The sequence below is a fragment of the Thalassospira australica genome (genome assembly GCF_000763295.1).
Lineage (GTDB): Bacteria > Pseudomonadota > Alphaproteobacteria > Rhodospirillales > Thalassospiraceae > Thalassospira > Thalassospira australica.
The window spans coordinates 595,903-619,067 of the sequence record NZ_JRJE01000031.1; the positions used below are offsets into that span (position 1 = coordinate 595,903).

The 23,165-nt window shown below is 54.2% G+C and carries 23 protein-coding genes and 1 rRNA gene; 7 read left to right on the plus strand and 17 right to left on the minus strand.

Going from position 1 to position 23,165, the window contains the following annotated elements; all coding sequences use genetic code 11:
- The first annotated feature begins 9 nt into the window (after nt 1-9).
- Together JF44_RS0115960 and JF44_RS0115965 are read left to right on the plus strand one after the other, a co-directional pair.
- A complete protein-coding gene (locus JF44_RS0115960; protein ID WP_033069911.1) occupies nt 10-1,215 on the plus strand; it encodes an MFS transporter in 1,206 nt (401 codons plus the stop codon).
- Nucleotides 1,216-1,382: 167 nt separating this feature from the next.
- Entirely contained in the window at nt 1,383-1,979 is a 597-nt protein-coding gene (locus JF44_RS0115965) for a dimethylsulfonioproprionate lyase family protein (RefSeq protein ID WP_033069912.1), read from the plus strand.
- 143 nt (nt 1,980-2,122) lie between these two features.
- Here the strand turns inward: JF44_RS0115965 and araD1 are convergent, their stop codons facing one another.
- Nucleotides 2,123-3,112 (minus strand): AraD1 family protein, encoded by a 990-nt coding sequence (gene araD1, locus JF44_RS0115970; RefSeq protein ID WP_033070028.1) that lies wholly within the window; start codon nt 3,110-3,112, stop codon nt 2,123-2,125.
- 61 nt (nt 3,113-3,173) lie between these two features.
- Nucleotides 3,174-3,947 carry an SDR family NAD(P)-dependent oxidoreductase gene (locus JF44_RS0115975; RefSeq protein ID WP_033069913.1) on the minus strand — a complete coding sequence of 258 codons (774 nt, stop codon included), beginning with the start codon at nt 3,945-3,947 and terminating at the stop codon, nt 3,174-3,176.
- Nucleotides 3,948-4,505: 558 nt separating this feature from the next.
- On the opposite strand from JF44_RS0115975, the gene JF44_RS0115980 reads away from it, so the two are divergent.
- Complete coding sequence (locus JF44_RS0115980; RefSeq protein ID WP_033069914.1) at nt 4,506-5,252, plus strand: FadR/GntR family transcriptional regulator; 747 nt, start codon at nt 4,506-4,508, stop codon at nt 5,250-5,252.
- Nucleotides 5,253-5,334: 82 nt separating this feature from the next.
- Nucleotides 5,335-5,673 carry a hypothetical protein gene (locus JF44_RS0115985; protein WP_033069915.1) on the plus strand — a complete coding sequence of 113 codons (339 nt, stop codon included), beginning with the start codon at nt 5,335-5,337 and terminating at the stop codon, nt 5,671-5,673.
- Nucleotides 5,674-5,750: 77 nt separating this feature from the next.
- Here JF44_RS0115985 and yjfF read toward each other — a convergent pair whose 3' ends face one another.
- The 4 genes from yjfF to JF44_RS0116005 all read right to left on the minus strand — a co-directional run bounded on the left by yjfF (nt 5,751) and on the right by JF44_RS0116005 (nt 10,389).
- Nucleotides 5,751-6,728, minus strand: coding sequence for a galactofuranose ABC transporter, permease protein YjfF (yjfF, locus tag JF44_RS0115990; protein ID WP_033069916.1), 978 nt, complete (start codon nt 6,726-6,728; stop codon nt 5,751-5,753).
- Entirely contained in the window at nt 6,718-7,734 is a 1,017-nt protein-coding gene (locus tag JF44_RS0115995) for an ABC transporter permease (RefSeq protein WP_033070029.1), read from the minus strand. Before JF44_RS0115995 ends, yjfF begins: the two co-directional genes overlap by 11 nt.
- 41 nt (nt 7,735-7,775) lie before the next feature.
- Nucleotides 7,776-9,299: a sugar ABC transporter ATP-binding protein gene (locus JF44_RS0116000; protein ID WP_033069917.1), complete on the minus strand. Its 1,524-nt coding sequence runs from the start codon at nt 9,297-9,299 to the stop codon at nt 7,776-7,778.
- A gap of 142 nt (nt 9,300-9,441) precedes the next feature.
- A complete protein-coding gene (locus tag JF44_RS0116005; protein ID WP_272945642.1) occupies nt 9,442-10,389 on the minus strand; it encodes an ABC transporter substrate-binding protein in 948 nt (315 codons plus the stop codon).
- Between the two features lie 172 nt (nt 10,390-10,561).
- Here JF44_RS0116005 and JF44_RS0116010 point away from each other — a divergent pair, with 172 nt between their 5' ends.
- Nucleotides 10,562-11,605 carry an aldose epimerase family protein gene (locus JF44_RS0116010; RefSeq protein WP_081944473.1) on the plus strand — a complete coding sequence of 348 codons (1,044 nt, stop codon included), beginning with the start codon at nt 10,562-10,564 and terminating at the stop codon, nt 11,603-11,605.
- 9 nt (nt 11,606-11,614) lie between these two features.
- Here the strand turns inward: JF44_RS0116010 and JF44_RS0116015 are convergent, their stop codons facing one another.
- From JF44_RS0116015 to JF44_RS0116035, 5 genes are all read right to left on the minus strand, one after another.
- The gene (locus JF44_RS0116015; RefSeq protein ID WP_156111703.1) at nt 11,615-12,553 is read right to left on the minus strand and encodes a hypothetical protein; all 939 of its coding nucleotides are present in this window, start codon (nt 12,551-12,553) and stop codon (nt 11,615-11,617) included.
- 135 nt (nt 12,554-12,688) lie between these two features.
- Nucleotides 12,689-14,278: a gamma-glutamyltransferase family protein gene (locus JF44_RS0116020; protein ID WP_033070031.1), complete on the minus strand. Its 1,590-nt coding sequence runs from the start codon at nt 14,276-14,278 to the stop codon at nt 12,689-12,691.
- A 128-nt stretch (nt 14,279-14,406) separates the two neighbouring features.
- Nucleotides 14,407-15,732: a TRAP transporter large permease gene (locus JF44_RS0116025; protein WP_033069920.1), complete on the minus strand. Its 1,326-nt coding sequence runs from the start codon at nt 15,730-15,732 to the stop codon at nt 14,407-14,409.
- Nucleotides 15,733-15,738: 6 nt separating this feature from the next.
- Complete coding sequence (locus tag JF44_RS0116030) at nt 15,739-16,308, minus strand: TRAP transporter small permease subunit (protein ID WP_033069921.1); 570 nt, start codon at nt 16,306-16,308, stop codon at nt 15,739-15,741.
- 1 nt (nt 16,309) lies between these two features.
- Nucleotides 16,310-17,428 carry a TRAP transporter substrate-binding protein gene (locus tag JF44_RS0116035; protein ID WP_033069922.1) on the minus strand — a complete coding sequence of 373 codons (1,119 nt, stop codon included), beginning with the start codon at nt 17,426-17,428 and terminating at the stop codon, nt 16,310-16,312.
- Nucleotides 17,429-17,763: 335 nt separating this feature from the next.
- Here JF44_RS0116035 and JF44_RS0116040 point away from each other — a divergent pair, with 335 nt between their 5' ends.
- Nucleotides 17,764-18,489 carry a GntR family transcriptional regulator gene (locus JF44_RS0116040; protein WP_033069923.1) on the plus strand — a complete coding sequence of 242 codons (726 nt, stop codon included), beginning with the start codon at nt 17,764-17,766 and terminating at the stop codon, nt 18,487-18,489.
- A 15-nt stretch (nt 18,490-18,504) separates the two neighbouring features.
- Here JF44_RS0116040 and JF44_RS0116045 read toward each other — a convergent pair whose 3' ends face one another.
- On the minus strand, nt 18,505-19,449 hold the full coding sequence (locus tag JF44_RS0116045; RefSeq protein ID WP_156111704.1) for an AraC family transcriptional regulator: 945 nt from the start codon (nt 19,447-19,449) through the stop codon (nt 18,505-18,507).
- Nucleotides 19,450-19,543: 94 nt separating this feature from the next.
- Here JF44_RS0116045 and JF44_RS0116050 point away from each other — a divergent pair, with 94 nt between their 5' ends.
- Entirely contained in the window at nt 19,544-20,185 is a 642-nt protein-coding gene (locus JF44_RS0116050) for a LysE family translocator (protein ID WP_052065976.1), read from the plus strand.
- 7 nt (nt 20,186-20,192) lie between these two features.
- Here JF44_RS0116050 and JF44_RS0116055 read toward each other — a convergent pair whose 3' ends face one another.
- The 5 genes from JF44_RS0116055 to rrf all read right to left on the minus strand — a co-directional run.
- On the minus strand, nt 20,193-20,726 hold the full coding sequence (locus JF44_RS0116055) for a DoxX family protein (protein WP_052065978.1): 534 nt from the start codon (nt 20,724-20,726) through the stop codon (nt 20,193-20,195).
- Nucleotides 20,713-21,507: an HvfC/BufC family peptide modification chaperone gene (locus JF44_RS0116060; RefSeq protein WP_052065979.1), complete on the minus strand. Its 795-nt coding sequence runs from the start codon at nt 21,505-21,507 to the stop codon at nt 20,713-20,715. The genes JF44_RS0116055 and JF44_RS0116060 overlap by 14 nt, the downstream gene beginning before the upstream one ends.
- Nucleotides 21,504-22,376 carry an MNIO family bufferin maturase gene (gene bufB / locus JF44_RS0116065; protein ID WP_033070035.1) on the minus strand — a complete coding sequence of 291 codons (873 nt, stop codon included), beginning with the start codon at nt 22,374-22,376 and terminating at the stop codon, nt 21,504-21,506. Before bufB ends, JF44_RS0116060 begins: the two co-directional genes overlap by 4 nt.
- A 121-nt stretch (nt 22,377-22,497) precedes the next feature.
- Nucleotides 22,498-22,797, minus strand: coding sequence for a BufA1 family periplasmic bufferin-type metallophore (locus tag JF44_RS0116070; protein WP_033069925.1), 300 nt, complete (start codon nt 22,795-22,797; stop codon nt 22,498-22,500).
- Nucleotides 22,798-23,066: 269 nt separating this feature from the next.
- A 5S ribosomal RNA gene (gene rrf / locus JF44_RS0116075) occupies nt 23,067-23,165 on the minus strand; the annotation flags it as partial.

Sequence of the window (23,165 nt, forward strand, 5' to 3'; positions counted from 1 at the left end):
GGACATTTCATGAGTACGCCCCAATCCAAAACCCTCGCACCGCCCGAACAAGGGCAGGCTGCATGGGGGGCTGTCATTGCCATGACGCTTGGCGTTTTTGGCCTTGTGACAGCTGAATTTCTACCCGTCAGCCTGCTCACCCCCATGGCGGCCGACCTTTCGGTAACCGAAGGCATGGCAGGTCAGGCGGTCTCGGCCACTGCGGTTCTGGCCCTGATCACAAGCCTTTTGATCGCAACCCTTACCCGACGCTTTGATCGGCGCAATGTGCTGCTCAGCTTTTCAGCCTTGCTGGCCGTTTCCAGCGTGATGGTTGCCTTGGCGGAAAACTTTGCCTTTCTGCTGTTTGGGCGGGTCCTGCTGGGCATTGCCCTTGGCGGTTTCTGGACAATGTCGGCAGCCACCATCATGCGGCTGGTCCCCGAACATCACGTCCCCCGCGCGCTTGCAATCTTGTTTAGCGGGGTATCGGCGGCCACCGTCTTTGCCGCTCCGCTTGGCAGCTATCTTGGCGATATCATCAGTTGGCGCAGTGTATTTCTGATTGCGGCTGGCATTGGCGTGATCACATTTCTTGTGCAACTCGCGACCCTGCCGTCCCTGCCGCCGCGCGGGCGGGCCTCACTGGGCACCCTGATTGAACTCACCCGGCGTCCGGGAATGAAATTTGGCCTGTTTTCACTGGTTATCATCATTACCGGTCACTTTGCCTTGTTTACCTATGTCCGCCCGTTCCTTGAAAACGTGACGGGCGTGGCAACAGCGGGTGTTTCTGGCGTATTGCTGGGCTTTGGGATTGCCAATTTTATCGGCACCCATCTGGCCGGCTCCTTGATCGCAAAGTCGCTGCGCATGACCATCGCCTTGATGCCACTTGTCATGGGCGTTGCCACCCTTGGCATGGTCATGACCAATGGCGCTCTTAACCCGACCATCGTTCTTGTCGCGATCTGGGGGGCGGCATTTGGCGGCGTTCCCGTCGCCTGGTCAACCTGGATCACGCGCACCGTGCCTGATGAGGCGGAAAGTGGCGGCGGCCTGGTTGTTGCCGGTTTCCAGACAGCGATTGCCAGTGGTGCGGTGATTGGTGGCCTTTTGTTTGATTTCGTCGGATCGCTTGGCGTGTTTGGTGTGGGCGGCGCTGTGCTTGTCGTTGCATCGATTGTTGTGACAATTGCGCTGCGCCCCGCGCCGGTCGCGAGCGAACAAACCTAGTCCCCTTTCGCGTCACCACCGCAAGACATCACAAGGACAGCAGATATTCCTGCTGTCCTTCCTTTCAACGCATTTGCAATGTCTAAAATGTCCACTAAAGTTCAAAAAAGGCGACAACCCCCTTTTTTCGAGGTCCAGTAATCGAAACGCAAAAGGACACGGACAACATGCGCTCCCCTGCCCTTCAGACCCTGGTAACGGCGGCCGAGGCGGCCTTCACAACCCATGCCGCCGACGCGGCCTCGCGCCGCAGCATCGCACGGGCCTTCGCAGCACTGGAAACGGTCCGGCCCGCTTCCGGACGGGATGCCGTGCGCCTGCCGGTCTGCGACCTCTGGCTGGACAAGGCCCTGTCTTCGGCCGAGCTGACGGGGGATTTGCGCCATCTGGCCGACGCCTTCCTAGCCGTGGAAACCGAGCTTTGCTGGCAGCCGCGCAGCGGCGCGACCGCCAATGCCAGTGCTGATTTCGCGGCGGGCCATGCCAATGCCATCCTGATCGGTCCCGGCGGGATCGAACGTCGCAGCGATGTCTGGCTGGGCGTCTCCCTGTTAGCACCCGGCGTGCGCTATCCCGATCACACCCACCCACCGGAAGAAACCTACCTCGTCCTGACCCCCGGCGATTTCAGCCAAGATGACGGACCCTGGTTCCAGCCGGGCCCCGGCGGCTCCTTCTACAATCCGCCGGGCATTCTTCACGCCATGCGTGCGGGACGGACGCCGCTTTTCGCTTTCTGGCTCCTCTTGGCAAAGGACAATTGACCATGCACTCCACCAAGACCATTAACGTTATCTTGGCCCATAAAAAACAAGAACCCGGCCCAATCACTTGAGCCGGGGAAGTCGTGTCGTTCAGAGGGAGACGGGGCTTAACACCCCTTTGGATTACAAAAATCCCCGGATGATCAGATGGTTTTAACCACAACCGGGCGTTCGGCCTGAACCGAAAGGCGATTGCGCAGTGCGCGACCAAAGGGGGCTGCTTCAATTTCGAACTCGTCGCCATCCTGGGTCGTGACACCATCGGCAAAGCTCAGCGTCGCGGTGCCAAAGAAATGCGCATGCACATCACCCGGACGGCAGAACAGATCATATTTGAAGTGGTGATATTCCAGGTTTGCAAGGCTGTGCGACATATTGTCTTCGCCGCTCAGGAACGGTTTTTGCCAGATCACTTTGCCATCCCGGTACAGACGTGACGTGCCCTCAACATGGCTTGGCAATTCACCCAGCAGCAATTCCGGCCCCATCGAACAGGCACGCAGTTTTGAATGCGCCAGATACAGGTAATTCTGACGTTCGGTGACATGGTCGGAAAACTCGTTACCAATGGCAAAACCGATGCGCACCGGGTTGCCATCCGGATCAATCACATAGACCGCGGCAATTTCCGGCTCTTCACTGCCATCAAGGGCGAAGGACGGGCTTGGGATGTCTGCCCCCGGATTGGAAACGATGGAGCCATCGCCCTTATAGAACCATTCCGGCTGAACACCGGTTTCGCCAGCGGCCGGTTTGCCGCCCTCAACACCCATGCGAAACATCTTCATGGAATCTGTCTCGTCGGCGGCCTTGTTATTGGACGTATGCATGTTTGCGCGTGCCGATGCCGACCCCAGATGGGTCAACCCGGTTCCGGTAACAAGGAAGTGCGCCGGATCGGCGTGGGTGATCGGCGGCAACAGGCGGCCTTCGGCGGCAATCGCGTTGTAATCAAGGCGCTCCTCCCCCATGCGGGCCTTGGCGGCCGCGATCATGGTGATGCCCTGCTCGATGGCAATGCCGGCAAGTTCGCGGGTGGTCGAAACGCCCGAAAGCGCCACCAGTGTTGCCTGATCTTCGACAACGCCAACATGCTGCGCGCCAGCGGTATCCTTATATTGAACCAGTCTCATCAAATTCTGTCCTGATCGATCGTAAGTAAACGTACGGAAAACAAATGCGTTTGGCGTCAGATCAGACCCAGCCGCCATCAACAATGAAGTTCTGGGCTGTGACCATCCGGCTTTCATCGGAAACCAGGAACAGCGCCATGCGCGCGATGTCGTCCGGCATCACCCGGTTCTTAAGGCACTGGCGCGCATCAATTTCGCGTTCAGCGGCCTCATCGACCCAAAGGTCAAGCTGGCGCTGGGTCATGACCCAGCCCGGAACAAGCGTGTTAACACGGATATGATCCTTGCCAAGATCACGCGCCATGCCGCGCGTCATGCCATGGGTTGCGGCCTTTGCCGTGGTGTAGCCGGGCATACCACCTTGCCCCATCATCCAGCTGACGGAGCCAAAATTGACAATCGCACCGCCACCGGCCTTTTGCATCATCGGCGCAACGGCCTGAATGGCAAAGAAGGACGGGCGGATATTGATCGCCTGGCGTTCATCCCAGTATTCCGGTGTAACATCCTGCCATTTGTGGCGGGTGTCATTGGCGGCATTGTTCATCAAACCCGTGATCGGACCATTGATTTCGGCTGCCTTGGCAACAGCCCCCTGAAGAGCGTTGATGTCGGTCAGGTCGCATTTGATAAAGACCGGCGCATTGCGCGCGCCCTTGGACAGTTTCTCAACAAGGGCATTCCCGGCATCTTCCATGATGTCAACAAAGGCAACCTTTGCCCCCTGCGCGACAAACGCAGTCACAAGCGCCTCGCCAATGCCAGATGCGCCACCGGTGATGAATACCGATTTATCTTCAAGGCTTGTGTAATGTGTCGGCATGCGATCAGACATGATCGTTTCATCTCCCGTCGTGTGATTTCTATGTGGTTTCTATGTTCTCAACCAACCACGGAGTTTCCACCCCGCAACTGGTCGATTTTCAATCCGCAACTCTCAGAGGATGCATCATTTCAGGACTTGAGCAGCGCATCAAAACCAAATTCCTGAAGCACAGGTTGGCCCGCTGCACATTTCGATCAAGCCACCGGATTAATGGCCCGGATGGTTGCGCCTGCCCATGGCCCTGATGTTTCCTCCTGAAATTACGCTTCTTAATTCTTCATACAATAACATTAATGATCAGGATATCCGGGCCTGTCAAGCGTCAAACGCCCGAACAGAGTTCTTTGGATATGTCCGCCACTGGTTTATGATATCATCACCTTTGCAATAACCCATTCGGGTTCGCATCAACTGTCCGCACCCTGCCCGAAATAATTATATACTTTGCAATACAAGCCATTGATGGCCAGATAAGTTGCTCTGCGAATTAATTCATATTATATGAATAATATCAAAGCGGGCCTTTTACCTTTTGTATTCCAATCAGGGCCACGCCGGAGGAAATCTATGTCGTCCATGTCAAGAACCTATGCCAAACGCAGCCTGCACAGCATTGTTGCGCACGATCTGGGCGCGCGGATTGTTTCGGGCAAACTGGCACCGGGCGATGTTCTTCCGACAGAGGCGGCGTTAAGCGACTCCCTTGATGTATCACGCACGGCATTGCGCGAGGCCATCAAGATCCTGTCGGCCAAGGGCCTGATTGAATCGCGCCCGAAAACCGGCACACGGGTCAAGCCGCGGTCAAGCTGGAATCTGCTTGATCCCGATGTTCTGTCCTGGCACTTCCCGGACCCGGAACCGAAATTTCTGTATGCGCTGTTTGAAACCCGCCTGATCATCGAACCCAATACAGCCGCCATGGCCGCCATCCGCGCCACGCCAGAAGAAATCAAGGCGATTGGTGATGCCTATGATGCGATGGAAAAGGCTGAACCCGATACAGAGGCGGTCTATCTTACCGACCTTGAGTTCCATCAGGGGATCCTCAATGCATCGGGCAACGATTTCATGAAATCATTTGGCATGTTGATCGAAACCGCCCTGATCGGATCGTTCCGCCTGTCATCGGGCGGCCCTGCCGCCAAGGTGCAATCCCTGCCCGACCATCAGGCGGTCTATGCCGCAATAAGCCATCGTGACCCGGAAGAAGCACGCGCAACCATGCATAAATTGCTGCGCCGAACCATGCGCCAATTGCGCCAGCAACTGGGCATGGCCGTCGAACACGACTGGGACCAGATCGGGCTGTAGAGGCATTTGCTCACAACACATACGCTGAGACGTCGCAAAACCGGCCCTTTGGCCGGTTTTCTTCATCTTGAAGGAGTATGTGATGAAACACCTTATGACAGTGCTTGGTGCGCTGATCGCACTTGCCGTCACGGCCCAAACCGCGCAGGCGAACCTCAAGAAGGACTATTGTTCCAATCAGACCTACTACACGGATTCCGGTGCGGATGATGGCAACACTTACCCGCATCTGCATTGCGGCAAAAACTTCCTGACCTATAGCAGCGGGTCAAATCACTATAACTTTGTCGAGGGCGATCAACTCAAGACCGGAACAGCGGGCAGCGCCTGCTACAAGGCAGCAGATCAATCGGCTAACAACCTGAAAGCCAAGATTGCCGACGTCTGCTCTGACGAAGGCGAGACTTGCTCTGGCTGCTGATCATAAAACACAAAAACAATGAAGGGCGGCCAAATCTGGCCGCCCTTGCTTCGTTAATTCAAACTCAGATACCGGCTTTATGTCGCACCGGCCCGCATGCCCGAGAACGATCGGGTGATCAGACGCTGCAAAACGATAAAGCCAAACAGCAATGCGCCAATCATGATCTTGGTCCACCAGCTATTGAGCGACCCGTCAAAGGCAATCAGGGTCTGAATAACCCCCATGATGATCCCGCCAAAGAACGTTCCCATCACAAAGCCCATCCCCCCGGTCAGAAGCGTTCCGCCAATCACCACTGCGGCAATCGCATCAAGTTCCACCCCGACCGCTGCAAGCGGATAGGCCGATGCGGTGTAAAAGGCAAAGACAACGCCTGAAAGCGCACTAAAGAAGCCAGACAAGGTGTAAACGCGAATGATGGTGCTATGCACCGGAATGCCCAGAAGCGCAGCCGAAGCGCGATCCCCGCCAATCGCATAGACGTTCCGCCCAAAGCACGTGAAATGGGCAATGATCACCCCGCCAATCACGGTCGCCAGCATCAGCAAGGCCGATGCGCTTAGCCATCCGCGACCGGGCAAAGGCACCTTGAACCCGGCAAAGTCGGAGACAAAGCTGTGATCAAGCGGAACGGAATCCAGATTAATCAGGAAACACACCCCGCGTAAAAAGAACATGCCCGCCAAGGTTATGATAAAGGGTTGAATATCGAACTTGGCGATCATCGCCCCCATAAAGGCGCCGAATGCCGACCCGACAATCATTGCAATCACCGCAGCCGTTATCGGGTGCATGCCAAAGCCGGTAACAAGTTCGGCCATCAAAACCCCGATAAAGGCAATCATGGAGCCAACCGAAAGATCAATCCCGCCTGAAAGAATAACAAAAGTCATGCCAACGGCGGTTATGATCAAAAAGGCGTTATCGGTCAGAAGCGCGCCCAGAACATAGGTATCGGAAAAGGCCCGATGTTCGAATATCCCATAGCCATACAGCAGTACCAGAACCGCAATCGTGGCAAGGATCGGATAAAACCGTTCATTAATTTTCATCTGATTTCCCCCGCTTCATGCGCGCCATGGCCTGCCCAACCAGTTCCCGTGATTTTGGTGCCTGCACAAGCAAAACAACCATCACCACAGCCGCTTTGACAATCAGCGTGTATTGCGACGGAAGCCCCGACAGCAATATCCCCGTCGTCAGGGCCTGAATGATCAGAACACCAATAACGGTCATGGCGATAAAGAACCGGCCCCCCATCAGCGACGCCCCACCGATCACCACCGCAAGGATTGCATCAAGTTCAAGCCACAAGCCGGCATTGTTGGCATCCGCCCCGCGAATATCGGCCGCAATGATGATCCCTGCAAAGGCCGAACAAAGCCCGGATGCGCCGTACGCCATCAGTTTGATGCCGCGCGCATCAATGCCTGCCACCCGGCTGGCGCGCGCATTGCCACCAACGGATTCAACAAACAGGCCCAATGCAGTTCGGCGCATGATGACATAGATCGCGGCAATCACGGCGGCGGCAATGATCACCCGCCACGGTATGCCCAGCAAATAGCCACTGCCGATTGCCTCAAAGAATTCACCGTGGAAAGTCACGATCTGACCACCCGTAATCATCTGGGCAATCCCGCGCCCGGCCACCATCAGGATCAGGGTTGCGATGATCGGTTGAATATCAAGAAAGGCCACCAGAATACCGTTCCAAAGCCCGCACAGGATCCCGGCCCCAAGGGCGGCCAGAATGATCACGACAGGATGCAGGTCGGTATCACGGATCAGCACGGCCATCACCGCACCGGAAATGGCAATGATCGAGCCCACGGACAAATCAATGCCGCGTGTCCCAATCACAATCGCCATGCCCACCGCAACAAGGGCGGTTGATGCCCCGCGATGCACGACATCGACAAGCGATCCATAAAGATGCCCGTCAACGATACGAATGTTAAAGAAGTCCGGCGAGATCACCCCGATGCCCAGCACGATCAAAACCAGTGCCGCGACCGGGCCAAACCAGGGCCGACTTATCAAAGAAGATGCAGACATTGCGCTGCTTTCCCGTAATTTCTTTTTGTCTTGCAAGCTGGTCATCGGGCGATTGCCTCGATGATATTGTCCTGGGTGATATCGGCCCCCACCAGTTCGGAGACCTTTACGCGATCACGCATGACCGCAACCCGGTCAGCAAAGGCGACGATTTCTTCAAGCTCGGATGAGGCCACCAGCAATGCCAGCCCCTCGTCACACAGTTCCTTGATCAGCTTGATGATATCGGCATGTGCCCCGACATCGATGCCGCGCGTCGGTTCATCCAAGATCAGAAGGATCGGCTTGGACACCAGCCAGCGTGCGAGAATGACCTTTTGCTGATTGCCACCACTTAACTGCCCGACGGGCTTTTCGCTGTCTGGTGTGGCAATGCCAAGTGCCTTGATCATGTCATCGGCAAATTGCTGTTGTTCGGCACGCGGGATCGGCCGCAACCATCCTTTGCGTCCCTGAAGGGCCAGCACGATGTTTTCGCGCACACTCAGTTCGGCGACAATACCATCCTGTTTGCGGTCTTCCGGGCATAGGCCAAAACCGGCCCGGATCGCATGGCGCGGGGAGCGCAGCAAAACCGGTTCCCCATCAATAAAGACCAGACCACTATCAGCGCGCTGCGTGCCAAAGATCAGTTCGGAAAGTTCGGTACGCCCTGATCCCAAAAGCCCTGCAAGGCCAACGATTTCGCCTGCTTGCAAATCAAGTGACACCGGTTCAAGTACACGTTTTTTGCCAAGGTTTTTGACCTGAATTTCGCGTTTGGGTCCGGTGTAGCTGCCCTCGTCCTGATGACGGTGCGCACTGACCTCGGCCAATTCACGGCCCAGCATGTGATTGATCAGATCAATCTGTTCAAGTTCGTTGGTGACAAAGGTGCCGACAAGCTGGCCATTGCGCAAAACCGTAATCCGGTCAGTTACGGCATAGACCTGATCAAGGAAGTGGGTAACAAAAACAATGCCCAACCCCTTGTCACGCAACGCGCGCATGATGCGGAAAAGCGTCTGGATTTCTTCGCCGTCAAGCGATGCAGTAGGTTCGTCCAAAATCAGGACTTTGGCATCAAGGGCAACAGCGCGCGCAATGGCGACAAGCTGCTGGATGGCAACCGAATAGGACCCAAGCGGTCGGTTGACATCGATATCAAGACCAAGCGTTTCAAGCGCTTGTTTTGCGTCCGCCTCGGTCTTTTTCCATGAAATAAGGCCAAACTTGCGGGTTTGACGTTCCAGCATCAGGTTTTCAGCCACCGAAAGCGTCGGCACCAGATTGACTTCCTGATAAACCGTGGAAATCCCCAATCCCTGGGCATCACCGGGATGCTGCGGATCAATTTCCGTCCCTTCAAGCAATACCGTCCCGGCGTCGCGGGGGTGTACCCCGGTAATCACCTTGATCAGGGTCGATTTACCCGCCCCGTTTTCCCCAAGAAGGGCATGAATTTCGCCGCGTCTGAGGTCGAAATCGACATTCTGCAAGGCTTTCACGCCGGGAAAGAACTTTCCGGCACCGCGCACCGAAAGCACTGTGTCCTGCGGACCTGCAGAAAGTGAGGTGTCTGACATTGTCTCACCCTCTCCCTGTAACTTTGATTTTTATTGCCGATACAGCCGGACGCACCCCGATAAAATCGGAGTACGTCCGTATTAATGTTCAGCCACACACCCGGCACCGTGACCCGAAGGTCACAGCACCGAGGCTCGTGTGTTACTTGCTGCGCATTTTATATTCTTCGGCTGCGGTGTCTGGCAGGTACAGCGGGCCATTGGCCTTGATCCATTTCGGCACTTCTTCGCCATTCATCGATGCCTTGATCGCATCAAAGGACGGACCACCCAAATGCGGGTTCAATTCGATGGTGGCATTGGTGTCACCGTCTGCCATGGCCTTGAAGATATCGGGCACGGCATCGATTGAAACGATCAGAATATCTTCCCCCGGATTGAGACCGGCTTCCTTGATTGCCTGAACGGCACCCAGTGCCATGTCATCGTTATGGGCATAAACCGCGCAGATGTCCTTGCCGCCGTTTTCCGCTTTCAGGAAACTTTCCATGACTTCCTTCCCGCCCGAACGGGTGAAGTCACCGGACTGCGAACGGATGATGTTGATCGCCGGGAAGTTCGAAACAACGGATTCAAACCCTTCCTTGCGGTCATTGGCAGCAGACGAACCAACGGTTCCCTGCAGCTCAACAACATCGCAAACACCATTGGTTTCAGCAGCAAGCCATGCTGCGGCAAGTGCCCCTTCAACCACGAAATCGGATGCCACCTTGGTCAGATACATGTCTTCGCTGGCGTCAACACCACGGTCCACCAGAACGACCGGAATACCGGCGTCTTTTGCTTCTTTAAGAACCTGATCCCAACCGGTTTCAACAACCGGTGCCAGAAGAATACCGTCAACACCCTGCGCGATGAAGGAACGGACAGCCTTGATCTGGTTTTCCTGCTTTTGCTGCGCATCAGAGAATTTGAGATCAATACCGCGCTTTTCGGCTTCGGCCTTGATCGACGCCGTTTCCGACGTACGCCAACCACTTTCCGACCCAATCTGCGAGAAACCAATCATCATTTCTGCATGCGCAGAAACCGAAAGACCAAGTGCAAGACCAAGCGCTGCAGTTGAAACTGCAAGCTTTTTAAAATTCACCACGATTTCCTCCCTATGTGTGGTTTTATTGCTTAAAAGCCATATAGTATTACAATATGAGTTGAGCGAACTCAACCAGATAGTTGCACGGCAAGGAAACACATCGCCTTTCGCGATTGCGTGATTGGCATTAACATAGAAAAATCAAAGCCTACGGGAGGAACAAACACCAATGAACGCAGCCAAACCCAACGCGGAAACAGCCCAGCCAGCCCCACGCAAAAAGGGCACAAATGCACCACGCATTCGCCTGACCACGTCCCAGATTCGCCTTACGGTTTCTGCGCTTGGCGCGCGTATGTGCGCCCTTGAATTGTATGAGGATTCAGTCCCCAACGGCACAAACATCGCCATTGGCCTGTCAGATGACGATGCCTATATGGCCCAGGACAGCTACATCGGCGCTGTCTGCGGCCGATATGCCAACCGGATTGAAAATTCCCGGTATTGCGATGAAAGCGGCGCGGAAATCCGGCTTGTCGCCAATGAAGGCACAACCCATCTGCACGGCGGGATCGACGGGTTTGACAAACGCATTTGGGCCATCACCGCACAATCAGAACGCAGCGTTTCTTTCACCCTGACCTCGCCTGACGGGGATCAGGGGTATCCCGGCACTCTGGTCACGACTGCGACCTATTCGATTGTTGATGAAAACCGCCTGCGCCTTGAAATAACGGCTACTTGCGATCAGGCCTGCCCTGTCAATATGACCAGCCACGCCTATTGGAACCTCACTGGAAAGTTCGATCAAACGGCCAGCAATCATATTCTGCAGATTGATGCCGATCACTGGCTTCCAGTCGATGACAAGCTGATCCCGCTTGATAAACCCAAATCTGTCAATGGCACCGGTTATGATTTCCGAAACCCCCAGCGCGTCGCGGACATGCTGCCCAATGCGACGCAGGGCTTTGATCATAATTTCTGCCTTAATGGCGACCGCGGCACATTGCGCCAAATCGCCACACTTTCAGATCCCGAGAGTGGCCGATCGATGAAACTGTTTTCAACCGAGGCTGGTTTGCAATTCTATCTATCGCAGCATTTCAATGACGCGATGAAAACCGAAAACGGCATGTCCCTGCACCCGTCAGGCGGCATCGCGCTCGAACCGCAAACCTATCCCAACAGCCCCAACCGCCCGGACTTTCCAAGACCCTGGCTTAAACCCGGTGAAACCTACCGGCATTTGATCGAGTGGGAGTTTTACTGATTGCGTAAACTAAAGTGCATATCCTCGTGCATTCAATGTAACAAAAATCGTGGAAAGTACAATTGAACACACTGCACCGATAACTATAACCGGATGCTTCTCAACATTAATAAACCGTCGGATAAATCGACTTGCACCAAATCGAAGCAACCAAGACACAAATATTGAAGAAAGCGCAAATGCCCACAACGTAACGGTCACGAAAAAATTCGTATAAAATGATGCCAATACAACCATGGCAACAAAGAAATATATCCTAACCCCATCCGACTTCAAGAAGCCATCATCAATTTGCAAACCATTTAAATTTCCGGAAATCACATCTTCAATTGGATAACTCAATACCTGATGAAACAGTTTAAAGAACCCTTCATAAGCGATCATGACTTCTTCAACAGTCAATCCAATTAATTTGTATGATAAATACAACGCACTGACACAGAAAATAAGCCATACGACCAATGTCACACAAATATCGACAAATAATACAACAACTGAATGCACGATATTGAGACCGTCAACCAGCCTGAAAAGAAAAACGGTTAAACTAAAAGACACAAAATCGGAAGCACAGTTCAGAACAACATACACCAACAAGAATATCACAAACCCTCCGTTTGCAACAAACTTAAGAATAAAATCTAGAATACCCATTCCGATAAAAACTTCATTTTGGACAAAAAATCCAAAATAAAACACACATACCGAGATAATTACGCTCAACAAAGAAAAAACAAACATACGGCGCAATGAAAAGAATTTATCCCCTGAAACAAAATAAAGTAACCTCAAAAAATATGCGATCCACGACGCATTTTTCCACTTTGAATTTACCAACCACGAGGACATCTCATCTCTCGAATCATCAGGCTGATACTTATCCCAATGATAAAATATGGTCATACATGCAAAGAACGCACCTACAAATTGCCAAAAATACATACTCATCTTAAGATTGCTCTCATGTTGACATTTTCCTCTTAAAATCAATTAAACAAAAAAATCTAATTTAAAACAATGGATAATTTTGGAACTCATTCTCAAGCCCCCCCCCCTCCATACATTAAGTCGATAGCGCACCGATCATAGGGCAGCAATATTTCCATCGGCGCGCAGGTCAGTGGCCCCTTCCATAACGCCATTGGGTTTCAGGCGAATGCCACCTGCATGGCCCATCATGTCCTCATATGGGCCGACGAGTTCGACCGCATGACCGGCGGATTTCAGTTGATCGATCAGGGCCGGGTCAAAGCGATTTTCGAGTTTAAGGGTTGTGGTGTCTTCACCCCAGGTTTTGCCCAGCAACCAGCGCGGGGCGCTAACCGCTTCTTGCAGGTCCTGCCCATAGAGGACATTGCGGGTGAAGACCGCCGATTGGGTTTGTGGCTGCCCCTCGCCGCCCATGGTGCCATAGGTCAGCACCGATCCGTCGTTGAGTTTCGCCAAGGCCGGGTTGAGGGTGTGGAACGGCAGGCGGCCTGCACCCAACTGATTGGGCCCGTCATGCAGCGTGAAGCTTGAACCGCGATTTTGCCACAGCACCCCGGTTTCGGGCACGACGACGCCGGAACCAAATTCCCAGAAAATGCTTTGGATGTAGCTAACCGCAACGCCATTGGCATCGACTGCCCCCATCCAGATGGTATCACCCGGCTTTGCCACATGCGGCCATTGCAGTGCTGTTTTCATATCGATTTTGGCGGCCTCATTGTCCAGCATTTCGTCAGACAGAAGCGTCATCGGATCAATGCGCATGCGGTCCGGATCGCCAACATGGGCATCACGCTTGAGGAACGCGCGCTTGGTGGCCTCGATCAATCCGTGGATGTGATCAAATTCATCGGGCTTTGCTCCCGCAAGACCAAGGCGATCAAACAGACCAAGGATCATCAGCGATGCAACACCCTGGGTTGGCGGCACCATATTAAACACCGTCCCGGTCGAAAGCCTGACAGACAGTGGCGGCATGATTTTGGCGTCATACCCCTCAAAATCTGCCAGCCTGAGCGGGCTACCAATCGCCTCAAGCCCCTGCGCGTTGCTGCGCGCAATATCGCCGCGATAGAAATCATCAAAGCCAACGCGCCCAAGATGCTCAAGCGTTCCCGCAAGGGCCGGTTGCTTAAGCACGTCCCCAATTTCGGGAATGCCATCGGCGGCATAGGTATCAACATAGCCCGGAGAATCTTTAAGCTCCGCCATTTTGCTGGTGGTCAATGCCACTTGGGATTTCGTAACCGGCACCCCGGTTTTGCCATGATGAACGGCATCGGCCATCAGGCGTGTCATCGGGATGTTATCGCCCAGTGACGTTGCCACTTCGGCGGCGCGTTGCCAGCCGCCAATGGCCCCCGCGACCGTCAGCGCCGCAAGGGGTCCGCGCGCCGGGATCGCAGCCTTGCCCTGCTCACGGTAAAATTCCGGGGTCGCAAGCCCCGCCGCACCACCACAAGCACGAATGGCAACCGGATCCTTGCCCGGCGCGGCTATCAGCCAAAAACCATCACCGCCAATCGCATTCATATGCGGATATACAACCGCAATGGTCGCGGCTGCGGCAATCATTGCCTCAACGGCGTTGCCGCCTTCGCGCAGTACATCTCGCCCGGCCTGGGCAGCCAAATGATGAGGAGCTGTAACCATGCCCCCGACAGCGGTTCTTGAACGTAACATCTTGCCTTGGCCTCCCTGCCGCAACGTTTCGGACATGCTGCGTCTTGACTGCAGCATGTCCGGTTGATCTGGTCATAGCGCTGTTTTGCGTTTCTGGTCAGCGCCTTTTCACATTGTAGAAACCCTGCCTACCAGCCGATCAGGTTTGGCAACCAGCTTGTCAGTTCCGGGAACACGAACAACAGGATCAGGGCGATTGCCTGAATGCCGATAAACGGTATGACCCCGCGATAAATATCCATTGTTGAAACCGATTTTGGCGCCACCCCCTTCAGGAAGAACAACGCCCAGCCAAATGGCGGGGTCAGGAAGCTTGTCTGAAGGTTCATCGCCACCAGAATGGCAAGCCATGCCATATCAATCCCGCTATTAAGGAAGACCGGCAGGAACATCGGCAGTGCGATGTAGGAAATCTCGATCCATTCAAGGAAGAAGCCAAGCACAAAGATCACAGCCATCATGAACAGAAGATTGCCCATATCGCCGCCGGGCACCCATTCAAACATGGCATGTACAAGCCCCTCTCCGCCCAAGCCACGGAACGCAAGACCAAAGGGCTGCGCACAGATCAGAATAAAGAACACCATCGCACTGGTGATCAGGGTGTCATGCAAGACGTCCCGCATCACACCAAAGTTAAGCCGCCCGGAAATCAACGCCAGTATCAGCGCCCCGAGTGCCCCCATTGATGCGGCCTCTGTCGGGGCAGCAACCCCGCCAACGATGGAGCCAAGCACAGCAAACACAAGCGCCAGCGGCGGCACAACCACCTTGGCAATCTTGATCAGCAATTGCTGCGTGCTCATGGTGTCGCGCTCATCTTGCGGGATGGCGGGCACCATGTCGGGCTTGAAAATCCCGAGCAAAACCAGATAAAGCCCCAGCATCCCTGCCAGAATAAGCCCCGGCACCATTGCCGCCGCAAACAGCGTACCGACAGACCCACCTAGAATATCGGCCAAAAGGATCAACACAAGACTGGGCGGGATAATCTGTCCCAGGGTGCCCGATGCGCAAATCACGCCACTGGCGACCCCCTTGTCATAGCCGCGATTGATCAGCGGCTGCAGCGACAACAGGCCAACCGTAACAACGGTCGCGCCCACAACCCCCGATGACGCCCCCATCAGAACGCCGACAATCACAATCGCAAGACCCATGCCGCCGCGCAAACGGCCCATGGCATGACCGATGACATCTATCAGTTCCTCGGCCAGCTTGGACTTTTCAAGCATCACCCCCATAAAGATGAAAAGCGGCAGAGCAAGAAGCGTATAGTTGGTCACAACGCCATAAACGCGTGCGGGCAACAGGTTGAACAAATTTGTGCCAAAACCCATTATTCCAAAGGCAAATCCCGAAATCGCAAGCGAGATCGCCACCGGCACACCGAGTACAAGGAAGCCAAAAAAGCCCCCGACCATACCGATGGCCAGCCATTCATTTCCGGTCATATCTGATCAGTCTCCTGCACCGTTTTGCGTGACCGCAGCAGATGCATCAAAGGCAGGATCGCCGTTGCCAGCGATGATTTCTCGGTAATTGATCAGGCCCTGTGCAATGGCCTGAACGAGCAAAAGACCAAACCCGACGGGAATAAAGGCCTTAAGCAAAAAGCGATACGGCAAGCCCCCCGGATCGGGTGAGCCTTCGCCCATCATGATGGATTGTTCGACATAGGGGATCGAAAACCAGATCAACGCCCCACCCAAAATCGCCATCAGGGCTGCAGAAAACAGGTCGATGATCGCCCGGGCGCGCACGCCCAGACGTTCATAGAGAAAATCGACCCGCACATGACCGCCATGGCGCATACCGTAAGCCATCCCCATCAGGGCAATTGGTGAAACCAGATGCCATTCAAGTTCCTGCATCGCAACGCTTCCGGAATTAAACAGATAGCGCAGCAAAACATTGCCGCCGACCACCAGAACAAGGGCAAGACCACTGATCGCGGCAGCCCATCCGGCAGTATCGACAACCCAACCCAACATACGGTCAGGTAACGGTTTAATACGGGTCGACTTCATATCAGCTCATCCCGCCTTTGGATGAAACGATGCCGTGATAGGGTTTTTCACTGATCGCGGCCCATTCACGGTGGGTATCGCGGAATGCCATGAAGCTGTCATGGACCTTTTGGGTGACCGGGTCCTTGGCGGCTTCGGCTTCAAGCGTATCTGCGGTAATGCCTTTAAGCTTGTTAACGACATCGTCGGGCAAGGTCTGGGCGGTAACGCCAAAGTTCTCGACCAGATCACGCAGGGCGGCTGCGTTGTTGGCCTCACACCATGAATGGCTATCAAGGTTGCATGCCTGTGCCGCATTCTTGACAATCGCCTGAAGATCAGCCGGCAGGCTTTCCCAGGCTTTCTGATTGATCAGAAGTTCGGTCACGTTGGACGGCTCATGCCAACCGGTGGTGTAATAGTATTTCGCAGCTTTCTGCAGACCCAAACGGCGATCCTGATACGGGCCAACAAACTCGGCGGCATCAATCACACCACGCTCAAGTGCCGGGAAGATTTCCCCGCCTGGAAGCAGTTTCACTTCAACACCGATCTGCTGATAAACTTTGCCAGCCAGACCCGGAATACGCATTTTCAGGCCATTGAAATCATCCAGGCTTTCAATCGGCTCACGGAACCAGCCGGTCATCTGAACGCCGGTATTGCCCATCGGGAAGGCAACAAGACCATAGGGCTGATAGACTTCGTGCCACAGCTCAAGCCCGCCACCATGATACAGCCAGGCATTCACACCCTGGAAGTTCAGGCCAAATGGCACTGTCGTGAAATACTGTGCAGCAAAGATTTTACCAGCCCAGAAATAGGCGTTCGCGGCATTCATTTCGACCGTACCGGCCTGAACCGCGTCGAAACCTTCAAGTGCCGGGATCAATTCACCAGCGGCAAAATGCTGAATGTTCAAACGGCCATTCGACATTTCCTTAACCCGCTTGCAGAAATCTTCCGGGCTGCCCGGACCCGTGGCATAGAATGGCGAGCCCGGACCATAGGCATTGGTCATTTTCCAGTTAAAGGTTTCCTGCGCACGAACAATGTTCGGGGCGGCAATCACACCAGCACCGGTCGCCGCAGCACCGATCGCAGATTTGGTAAGAAAATCACGTCGCTTAACGTTTGTCATTGATGTCTCCCTGATAGAGATCGCCCAATCAATGGGCCTGAAACTCCAGCGGAACCCACTCCGCCATGTGTATACATCTTGCAACCCACATGCCATTTATTGTTTTTCAATAACTTAATTGATTTTCACAAAATTTCAGAAAACCACAATGCATATTATTTAACCATATTAAGGCAATGCGCATTTTTACCGCATAAATTATGGGCAGTTTCTTGCGTGAAAAAATCATCTCGCTCCACAACCAACGGGATACTTGGATTTGGTCAGATAAATCGTGTATACATCTGAATAAGAGGAGATCATTCAGACCACGCAAGAAGGGTTCAAAACGCCATATGATCGAGCTTCATCAAACGCTCTCTACCCCGTCGCAGCAATCCGAACCCATCGGCATTGCCCAGCAGCTTTGTCAGGCGCTTGAAGACGACATCGTGAAGGGCAAACTTCCGCCGGGAAAACGCCTTGAAGAACCGCTTTTGGCCAAGCGGTTTGGCGTATCACGCACGCCTGTTCGCGAAGCTTTACAATTGCTTACAGCAACCGAACTGGCGGAAAAGATCCCCAACCGGGGTGTATATGTCTCGCTTGCGACCCCGGAACGTTTAACCGCGATGTTTGAAAGCATGGCAGAACTAGAAGGCATGTGCGGGCGCCTGGCCGCCAAGCGCATGACCAGTGGTGAACGTCACAACCTTGAAAAGCTCCATCACGAGCTGGCCGAAACCGTCCGCCTGGGCGATAGCGACAATTATGAAACCCTCAACCGGTCATTTCACAACACGCTGTATCGCGGCACCCATAATGATGTGCTGGTGGATGTGACCCTTGCGGTACGTCGGCGCGTCGCCCCGTTTCGCCGTGTGCAGTTCCAAAGCCTTACGCGCCTTGCGTCCTCACACGAAGAACATCAGGGCATTGTCGATGCCATCCTGCGCGGTGACGTCAAGGCAGCCGAAGACCTGTTGTATGGGCACATCATGGCGGTGCATGAGATCAGCCAGGAATACCTTGCAAGCCTGCGCGACGTAAGTGCACAAAACGACCGGGCCGCAGCAAAATAGGTTTCGACACAGGGGTTATGACATCGCCTCGGGCTTTCGCAATCCACGCCGGAATGCCCCTGGCCCTTCCCCAAATTGCGCTTTGAACCGCCGCGAGAATGCCGGCATCGATTGATAGCCGCACCGCAAGGCAATCTCATCCATCGACAGATTGGTATCGCGCAAAAGCGCCCTGGCCCGGCGCATGCGCCAATTTTGCAGATATTGCATGGGCGCAACACCGACGCAGTCGCCAAATCGCACAACAAAGCGCGTCCGCGACATGCCGGCCTGTTGGGCGAGCAGGTCCGAGGTCCAATCACCTTCCGGCTGGGCATGGATACTTGATAAAGCCCGCGCAATTTTGGCATCGGCCAATCCGGCAAGGAAACCTTGTGGCATGTCAGAGCGTTGCAGTTGTGCTGCCATAAGCGCAATCACAAGGACCTCCATCAGACGCGCCAAGGCACTGCGCCAACCAGGTTCGGCGTTTTGCGCAAGCGTCTGGATCATCGCAACGATGGATGATTGCGCAGTCAGTCCAAAATCGACACCGCCATTATCTGCACGCAGGATTACGTGATCATCGATCAAACCAAAGCCCGGATGACGAACATCGTCGTCAAAGGCACAAAACCCGCACAACAAACGCACATCACCCCGACCATCGGGCTGATTGCGCAACACCCCGGCAACCGGGTCAAACCCGGCCGCCATCGCATCAGATAACATTACCGCTTCGCGTCCCGGTGCATCACACAGAATGTGCCCACGGCCATTTGGCACCAAAACAAGGTCGCCTTGGCAAAGATCAAGTGCCGGTTCGTCGTCGGACAGAACAAGCTTGCAGCCGCCGGCCAAAACCAGATGAAACCGGATACGCGCACCGTCAGCGGGAATAAGAACACTGAAATCATCTGCCAGTTCCGCCGTGAAATAGAGATCACTGCGTAAACGCAATCCGGCACAAACGTCACTCAATACATCTTGCTGCACCTTATCCACCAAGGCAATTTGGAACGATCTGATAAATTATTGGTAGTTTATCGCAAAGACGTGCGGTCGGGAATGATCAATGATCGTCAAAACACACCCTCAGATGGATGATGAAATCATGAGCCCCGAAAACATTACCGCCCTGATCGGCTTTGCCTTTGTCATGTCCGTTTCGCCCGGTCCTGGCAATTTCCTGCTTCTTGCGTCAGGCGCCAATTTCGGCATTGCCCGCACAATCCCACTGATTCTTGGCATCAGCAGTGGTTTTCTGTCGATGGTGTTCGTGGTTGGCTTGGGCCTTGGCGAGATTTTGGAACGTTTCCCGGTCGTGCAGGACGCCCTGCGCTTTATCTGCTTTGGCTATATCCTGTGGCTTGCCTACAAGATATCGCAAATCAGATCGCTTGAAGGCAACGATCCGGCGGCAGCAAAACCCATCGGATTTGTTCAGGCTGCGATGTTACAGCTGCTCAACCCAAAGGCATGGACTGTCGCCCTGATCGTCACGGTCACTTATACCGTCCCGTCCGCAGGCATACCGGGGCTTTTGGCGATGATCGCGGTATTTGCTCTGGTCAATATTCCGTCAATTTCAAGCTGGGCCATGTTTGGGGTGGCCATGCGGTCCTTCATCAACCAAGGCAACCGAACCCGCATTTTCAACATCATCATGGCCGGGCTTTTGGTTGGATCAATGGCGCCGATGTTGTGGCCGAACTAAAAGGCGCCTACGCCCATCGGCGCGACAGGAGCCGATCGACCGACAGCTTCCCGCCGCCAGCGAAAATCAAAAGCCCAAGTACAAAGATCCACAGCAAACGCTGATCAATCAGTTCGGTCGGCAATCCATTGGTAAGCGCGCCAAGTGCCGCGCCATGAAACGCGACATCAACAATTGTCTGAACCACAACAAAGCCAATCATGCCAACGGCGGACACGCGGGTGAAAAGCCCGATCAGGATCAGGATCGGCAAGATGAACTCACCAAGGGTCCCGGTCCAGACAATCAGATGCCATGGGAAGAACGGAATGGCGGACGTATCATAAAGATACTGCTCGGCAATCGGCGGCAGGATCTGTGCAAAGGCCCCGGCACTCAGCCCAAAACCATCAAGCTTCGTAAGGGCACTGTTGAAATAATACGGCAGCAACAAAACGACAAACATCGCCCGACTGGCCAACGCCAGAAAATCGCGCCGGGCAAGGGCATCAAGTTTGTCTTCGGCAACGCCATAGCACTCAAACAGTTTACGCGCAGTCATGCCCGTGTCCTTTCGTAATTTCAAAGCGGGCATCAAACGCACCGGCCATCAATAATTCTGCAAAACTCTGTGTCACATCAAAGTTGGGATCGGCCTGGATGGCCTTGGCACAGGCCTTAGCAAGACACAGGCCCTCCTCGACCAATCCCGCCAAAAACGCTGCCTGTCCGGGGGAAAGGAACCGCATTTCCACCTGCATCGCCGGTCGGGCAACTAAAACCGCCTCGGGGCGCTGAACGATACTGACTTTGTTTCCCGTCGCATCGGGGGCGTTGTTTTGTGCCTGCCAAATGGCAAAAATCGGATGGCTTGAGCGGACCAGACGACAAGCCGGATGGGCCAAAAGCATCATATGCTCAAGCTGATCTTCAATCCCTGCCAATGCATTTGCCATCAATGGCTGCGCATCACGGGCGTTGCTTGCCTCAAGTCCTGCGCGCTCAAGCCGCGCGATATCGCCTACATATGGCAAACGATCAATGACCGCATGCCCATCAAGAAAATCGGCAAAGCCATCCCCATACAGGGCAAGCGATCCGGGGCGGTTGGCTTCCCCTTGCACAAAACCCTGGGCAAGTTTGCCAAAAAAACCCTCGCCAACAAGTTTGCGTACCGTGGGATAGGCCGCACCAAGCGCGTCATACAGTCCGCGATGAACATTGTTGCGGTAAATTGCAAACCGGTGTGCCGCTCTGTCTTCCATTCCCTGTGGCAATGCCGTTGGATCAGGATGACGCAACGCATCAGAAAACCCGTCATAAAATGCCTTAAGGTCATTCATGACGCTGCCTCAAAACGTTTTTCGCACATTGCGACCAAATGCTGATCGGCGCGTGCCGCCTCACGGGCCAGAACATCCCAGCTTGGCACATCATTGTCCCATTCAATCAGGGTCGGACGCGGACCAATACGCGCAATCAGGCGATCAAAAAGCGCCCAGACCGGATCTGCGACCGGGCGTGAATGAGTATCGATCAGAACATCATCATCGGGGTTGGCATCCTGTTCATGTCCGGCCAGATGGATTTCCCCCACCAGATCGCCGGGCACGGCATCCATGAAGCGATTAGCATCAAAACCAAGATTATGAGCCGAGATGTAAACATTGTTCACATCAATCAACAAACCGCACCCGCTACGCCGTGCAGCTTCGGTGATAAATTCAAGTTCAGGGATCGAATTTTGCGGTAGCCCCAAATAAGAAGTCGGGTTTTCGATCAAAATCCGTCGCCCAATATAATCCTGCAGCTGATCAATTGCGCCAACCAATTGATCCAATGATGTTTCGGTCATCGGGGTTGGCAGCAGGTCTGCCATATAAAGGCCTTCGTGCGACGACCAGGCAATATGTTCGGACACCATCGCGGGATTGAACCGATCCACCAGACGCTTGAGATCGGCCAAATGACGTTCACTAAGCTTCTCTCCGCCGCCGAGGGATAATCCAACCCCATGCATGGAAACGGGATAGCGTCCGCATAATTCTTCAAGCATGGCAAGACGTGGCCCACCGGCAACCATGTAGTTTTCCGGATGGACTTCAAACCAGCCGACAGATGGCTCCCCGCCAAACACATCTTGAGCATGTTCGGCCTTAAAACCGACACCGGCCGTTTCGGGAAGCTCGGAAAACCTGCTAACCTGTTCCATAGCCGCACCTTCATCCATCATTTATCGACCAACATACATCAAGAAAATCGGGGAAGACGGTCAGCACACCGGGGCAAACTTGGGGGGAGGCGTGCACTGACCGTCTTCAGGGGTCAGGGACTTAGCCCTGGGGAATATCGCGCTCAAGCGCATCAAGACTGCCCATCACTTCGCGGCCATCTGCCGTGGTGAAGCTCATATCTTCGCAGGTGCCTGCCGGAACCAGCTTCCAGGCATTGCCCTGATAATCGACAGTCGACGTCCCGGCACAGGTCGTGCCCGGACCTGCTGCACAGTCATTCTGACCGGCAAGTGATACACCAAAACATTTTTCCTTTGCGCCATCTGCAGACGCCTGCTCAACAGCAGCCATTGAAACAGCAGCACTCAATGCTGCGCCCAGAACCATTGCTTTTTTCATCGTCGTTTCCCTTCGGTTAAATTCGGAACACCACATCAAAGTGATGATTTAACCGTAAGGGGGATAAGCACTGCGGTCACTGCACCATTCGCACACGCATTGTCAAAGCGCCGTGAGGTTACATGACCAAGTGCTCACAAAGCCGTGAGGGACCTTCTGGGATTAATGGCCTGAAAATATGCCAAAACGACAAAACCCCCGACCAATGAAGGTCGAGGGTTTTCTAGGATGTCACGTGTTTATAGGGAATATGGTGCTGTATTTGGAAAGCCCGGCGGTGACCTACTCTCCCGTGCCTTAAGACAAAGTACCATCGGCGCAGGCTGGTTTCACTTCTGAGTTCGGGAAGGGATCAGGTGGTTCCCGGC

Excerpts from the sequence above, each read along its gene's own strand:
- JF44_RS0115985 (WP_033069915.1), top strand. The coding sequence starts at position 5,335 with ATGAAACACCTTATGACAGTGCTTGGTGCGCTGATCGCACTTGCCGTC.
- JF44_RS0116015 (WP_156111703.1), bottom strand. The coding sequence starts at position 12,553 with ATGAGTATGTATTTTTGGCAATTTGTAGGTGCGTTCTTTGCATGTATG.
- JF44_RS0116060 (WP_052065979.1), bottom strand. The coding sequence starts at position 21,507 with ATGAATGACCTTAAGGCATTTTATGACGGGTTTTCTGATGCGTTGCGT.
- JF44_RS0116000 (WP_033069917.1), bottom strand. The coding sequence starts at position 9,299 with ATGTCAGACACCTCACTTTCTGCAGGTCCGCAGGACACAGTGCTTTCG.
- JF44_RS0116035 (WP_033069922.1), bottom strand. The coding sequence starts at position 17,428 with ATGACAAACGTTAAGCGACGTGATTTTCTTACCAAATCTGCGATCGGT.
- araD1 (WP_033070028.1), bottom strand. The coding sequence starts at position 3,112 with ATGAGACTGGTTCAATATAAGGATACCGCTGGCGCGCAGCATGTTGGC.
- JF44_RS0115965 (WP_033069912.1), top strand. The coding sequence starts at position 1,383 with ATGCGCTCCCCTGCCCTTCAGACCCTGGTAACGGCGGCCGAGGCGGCC.
- JF44_RS0116040 (WP_033069923.1), top strand. The coding sequence starts at position 17,764 with ATGATCGAGCTTCATCAAACGCTCTCTACCCCGTCGCAGCAATCCGAA.
- JF44_RS0116050 (WP_052065976.1), top strand. The coding sequence starts at position 19,544 with ATGATCGTCAAAACACACCCTCAGATGGATGATGAAATCATGAGCCCC.
- JF44_RS0115960 (WP_033069911.1), top strand. The coding sequence starts at position 10 with ATGAGTACGCCCCAATCCAAAACCCTCGCACCGCCCGAACAAGGGCAG.
- JF44_RS0116025 (WP_033069920.1), bottom strand. The coding sequence starts at position 15,732 with ATGACCGGAAATGAATGGCTGGCCATCGGTATGGTCGGGGGCTTTTTT.
- JF44_RS0115975 (WP_033069913.1), bottom strand. The coding sequence starts at position 3,947 with ATGTCTGATCGCATGCCGACACATTACACAAGCCTTGAAGATAAATCG.
- JF44_RS0116010 (WP_081944473.1), top strand. The coding sequence starts at position 10,562 with ATGAACGCAGCCAAACCCAACGCGGAAACAGCCCAGCCAGCCCCACGC.
- JF44_RS0115980 (WP_033069914.1), top strand. The coding sequence starts at position 4,506 with ATGTCGTCCATGTCAAGAACCTATGCCAAACGCAGCCTGCACAGCATT.
- JF44_RS0115995 (WP_033070029.1), bottom strand. The coding sequence starts at position 7,734 with ATGTCTGCATCTTCTTTGATAAGTCGGCCCTGGTTTGGCCCGGTCGCG.
- JF44_RS0116070 (WP_033069925.1), bottom strand. The coding sequence starts at position 22,797 with ATGAAAAAAGCAATGGTTCTGGGCGCAGCATTGAGTGCTGCTGTTTCA.
- bufB (WP_033070035.1), bottom strand. The coding sequence starts at position 22,376 with ATGGAACAGGTTAGCAGGTTTTCCGAGCTTCCCGAAACGGCCGGTGTC.
- JF44_RS0116020 (WP_033070031.1), bottom strand. The coding sequence starts at position 14,278 with ATGTTACGTTCAAGAACCGCTGTCGGGGGCATGGTTACAGCTCCTCAT.
- yjfF (WP_033069916.1), bottom strand. The coding sequence starts at position 6,728 with ATGAAAATTAATGAACGGTTTTATCCGATCCTTGCCACGATTGCGGTT.
- JF44_RS0116055 (WP_052065978.1), bottom strand. The coding sequence starts at position 20,726 with ATGACTGCGCGTAAACTGTTTGAGTGCTATGGCGTTGCCGAAGACAAA.
- JF44_RS0116030 (WP_033069921.1), bottom strand. The coding sequence starts at position 16,308 with ATGAAGTCGACCCGTATTAAACCGTTACCTGACCGTATGTTGGGTTGG.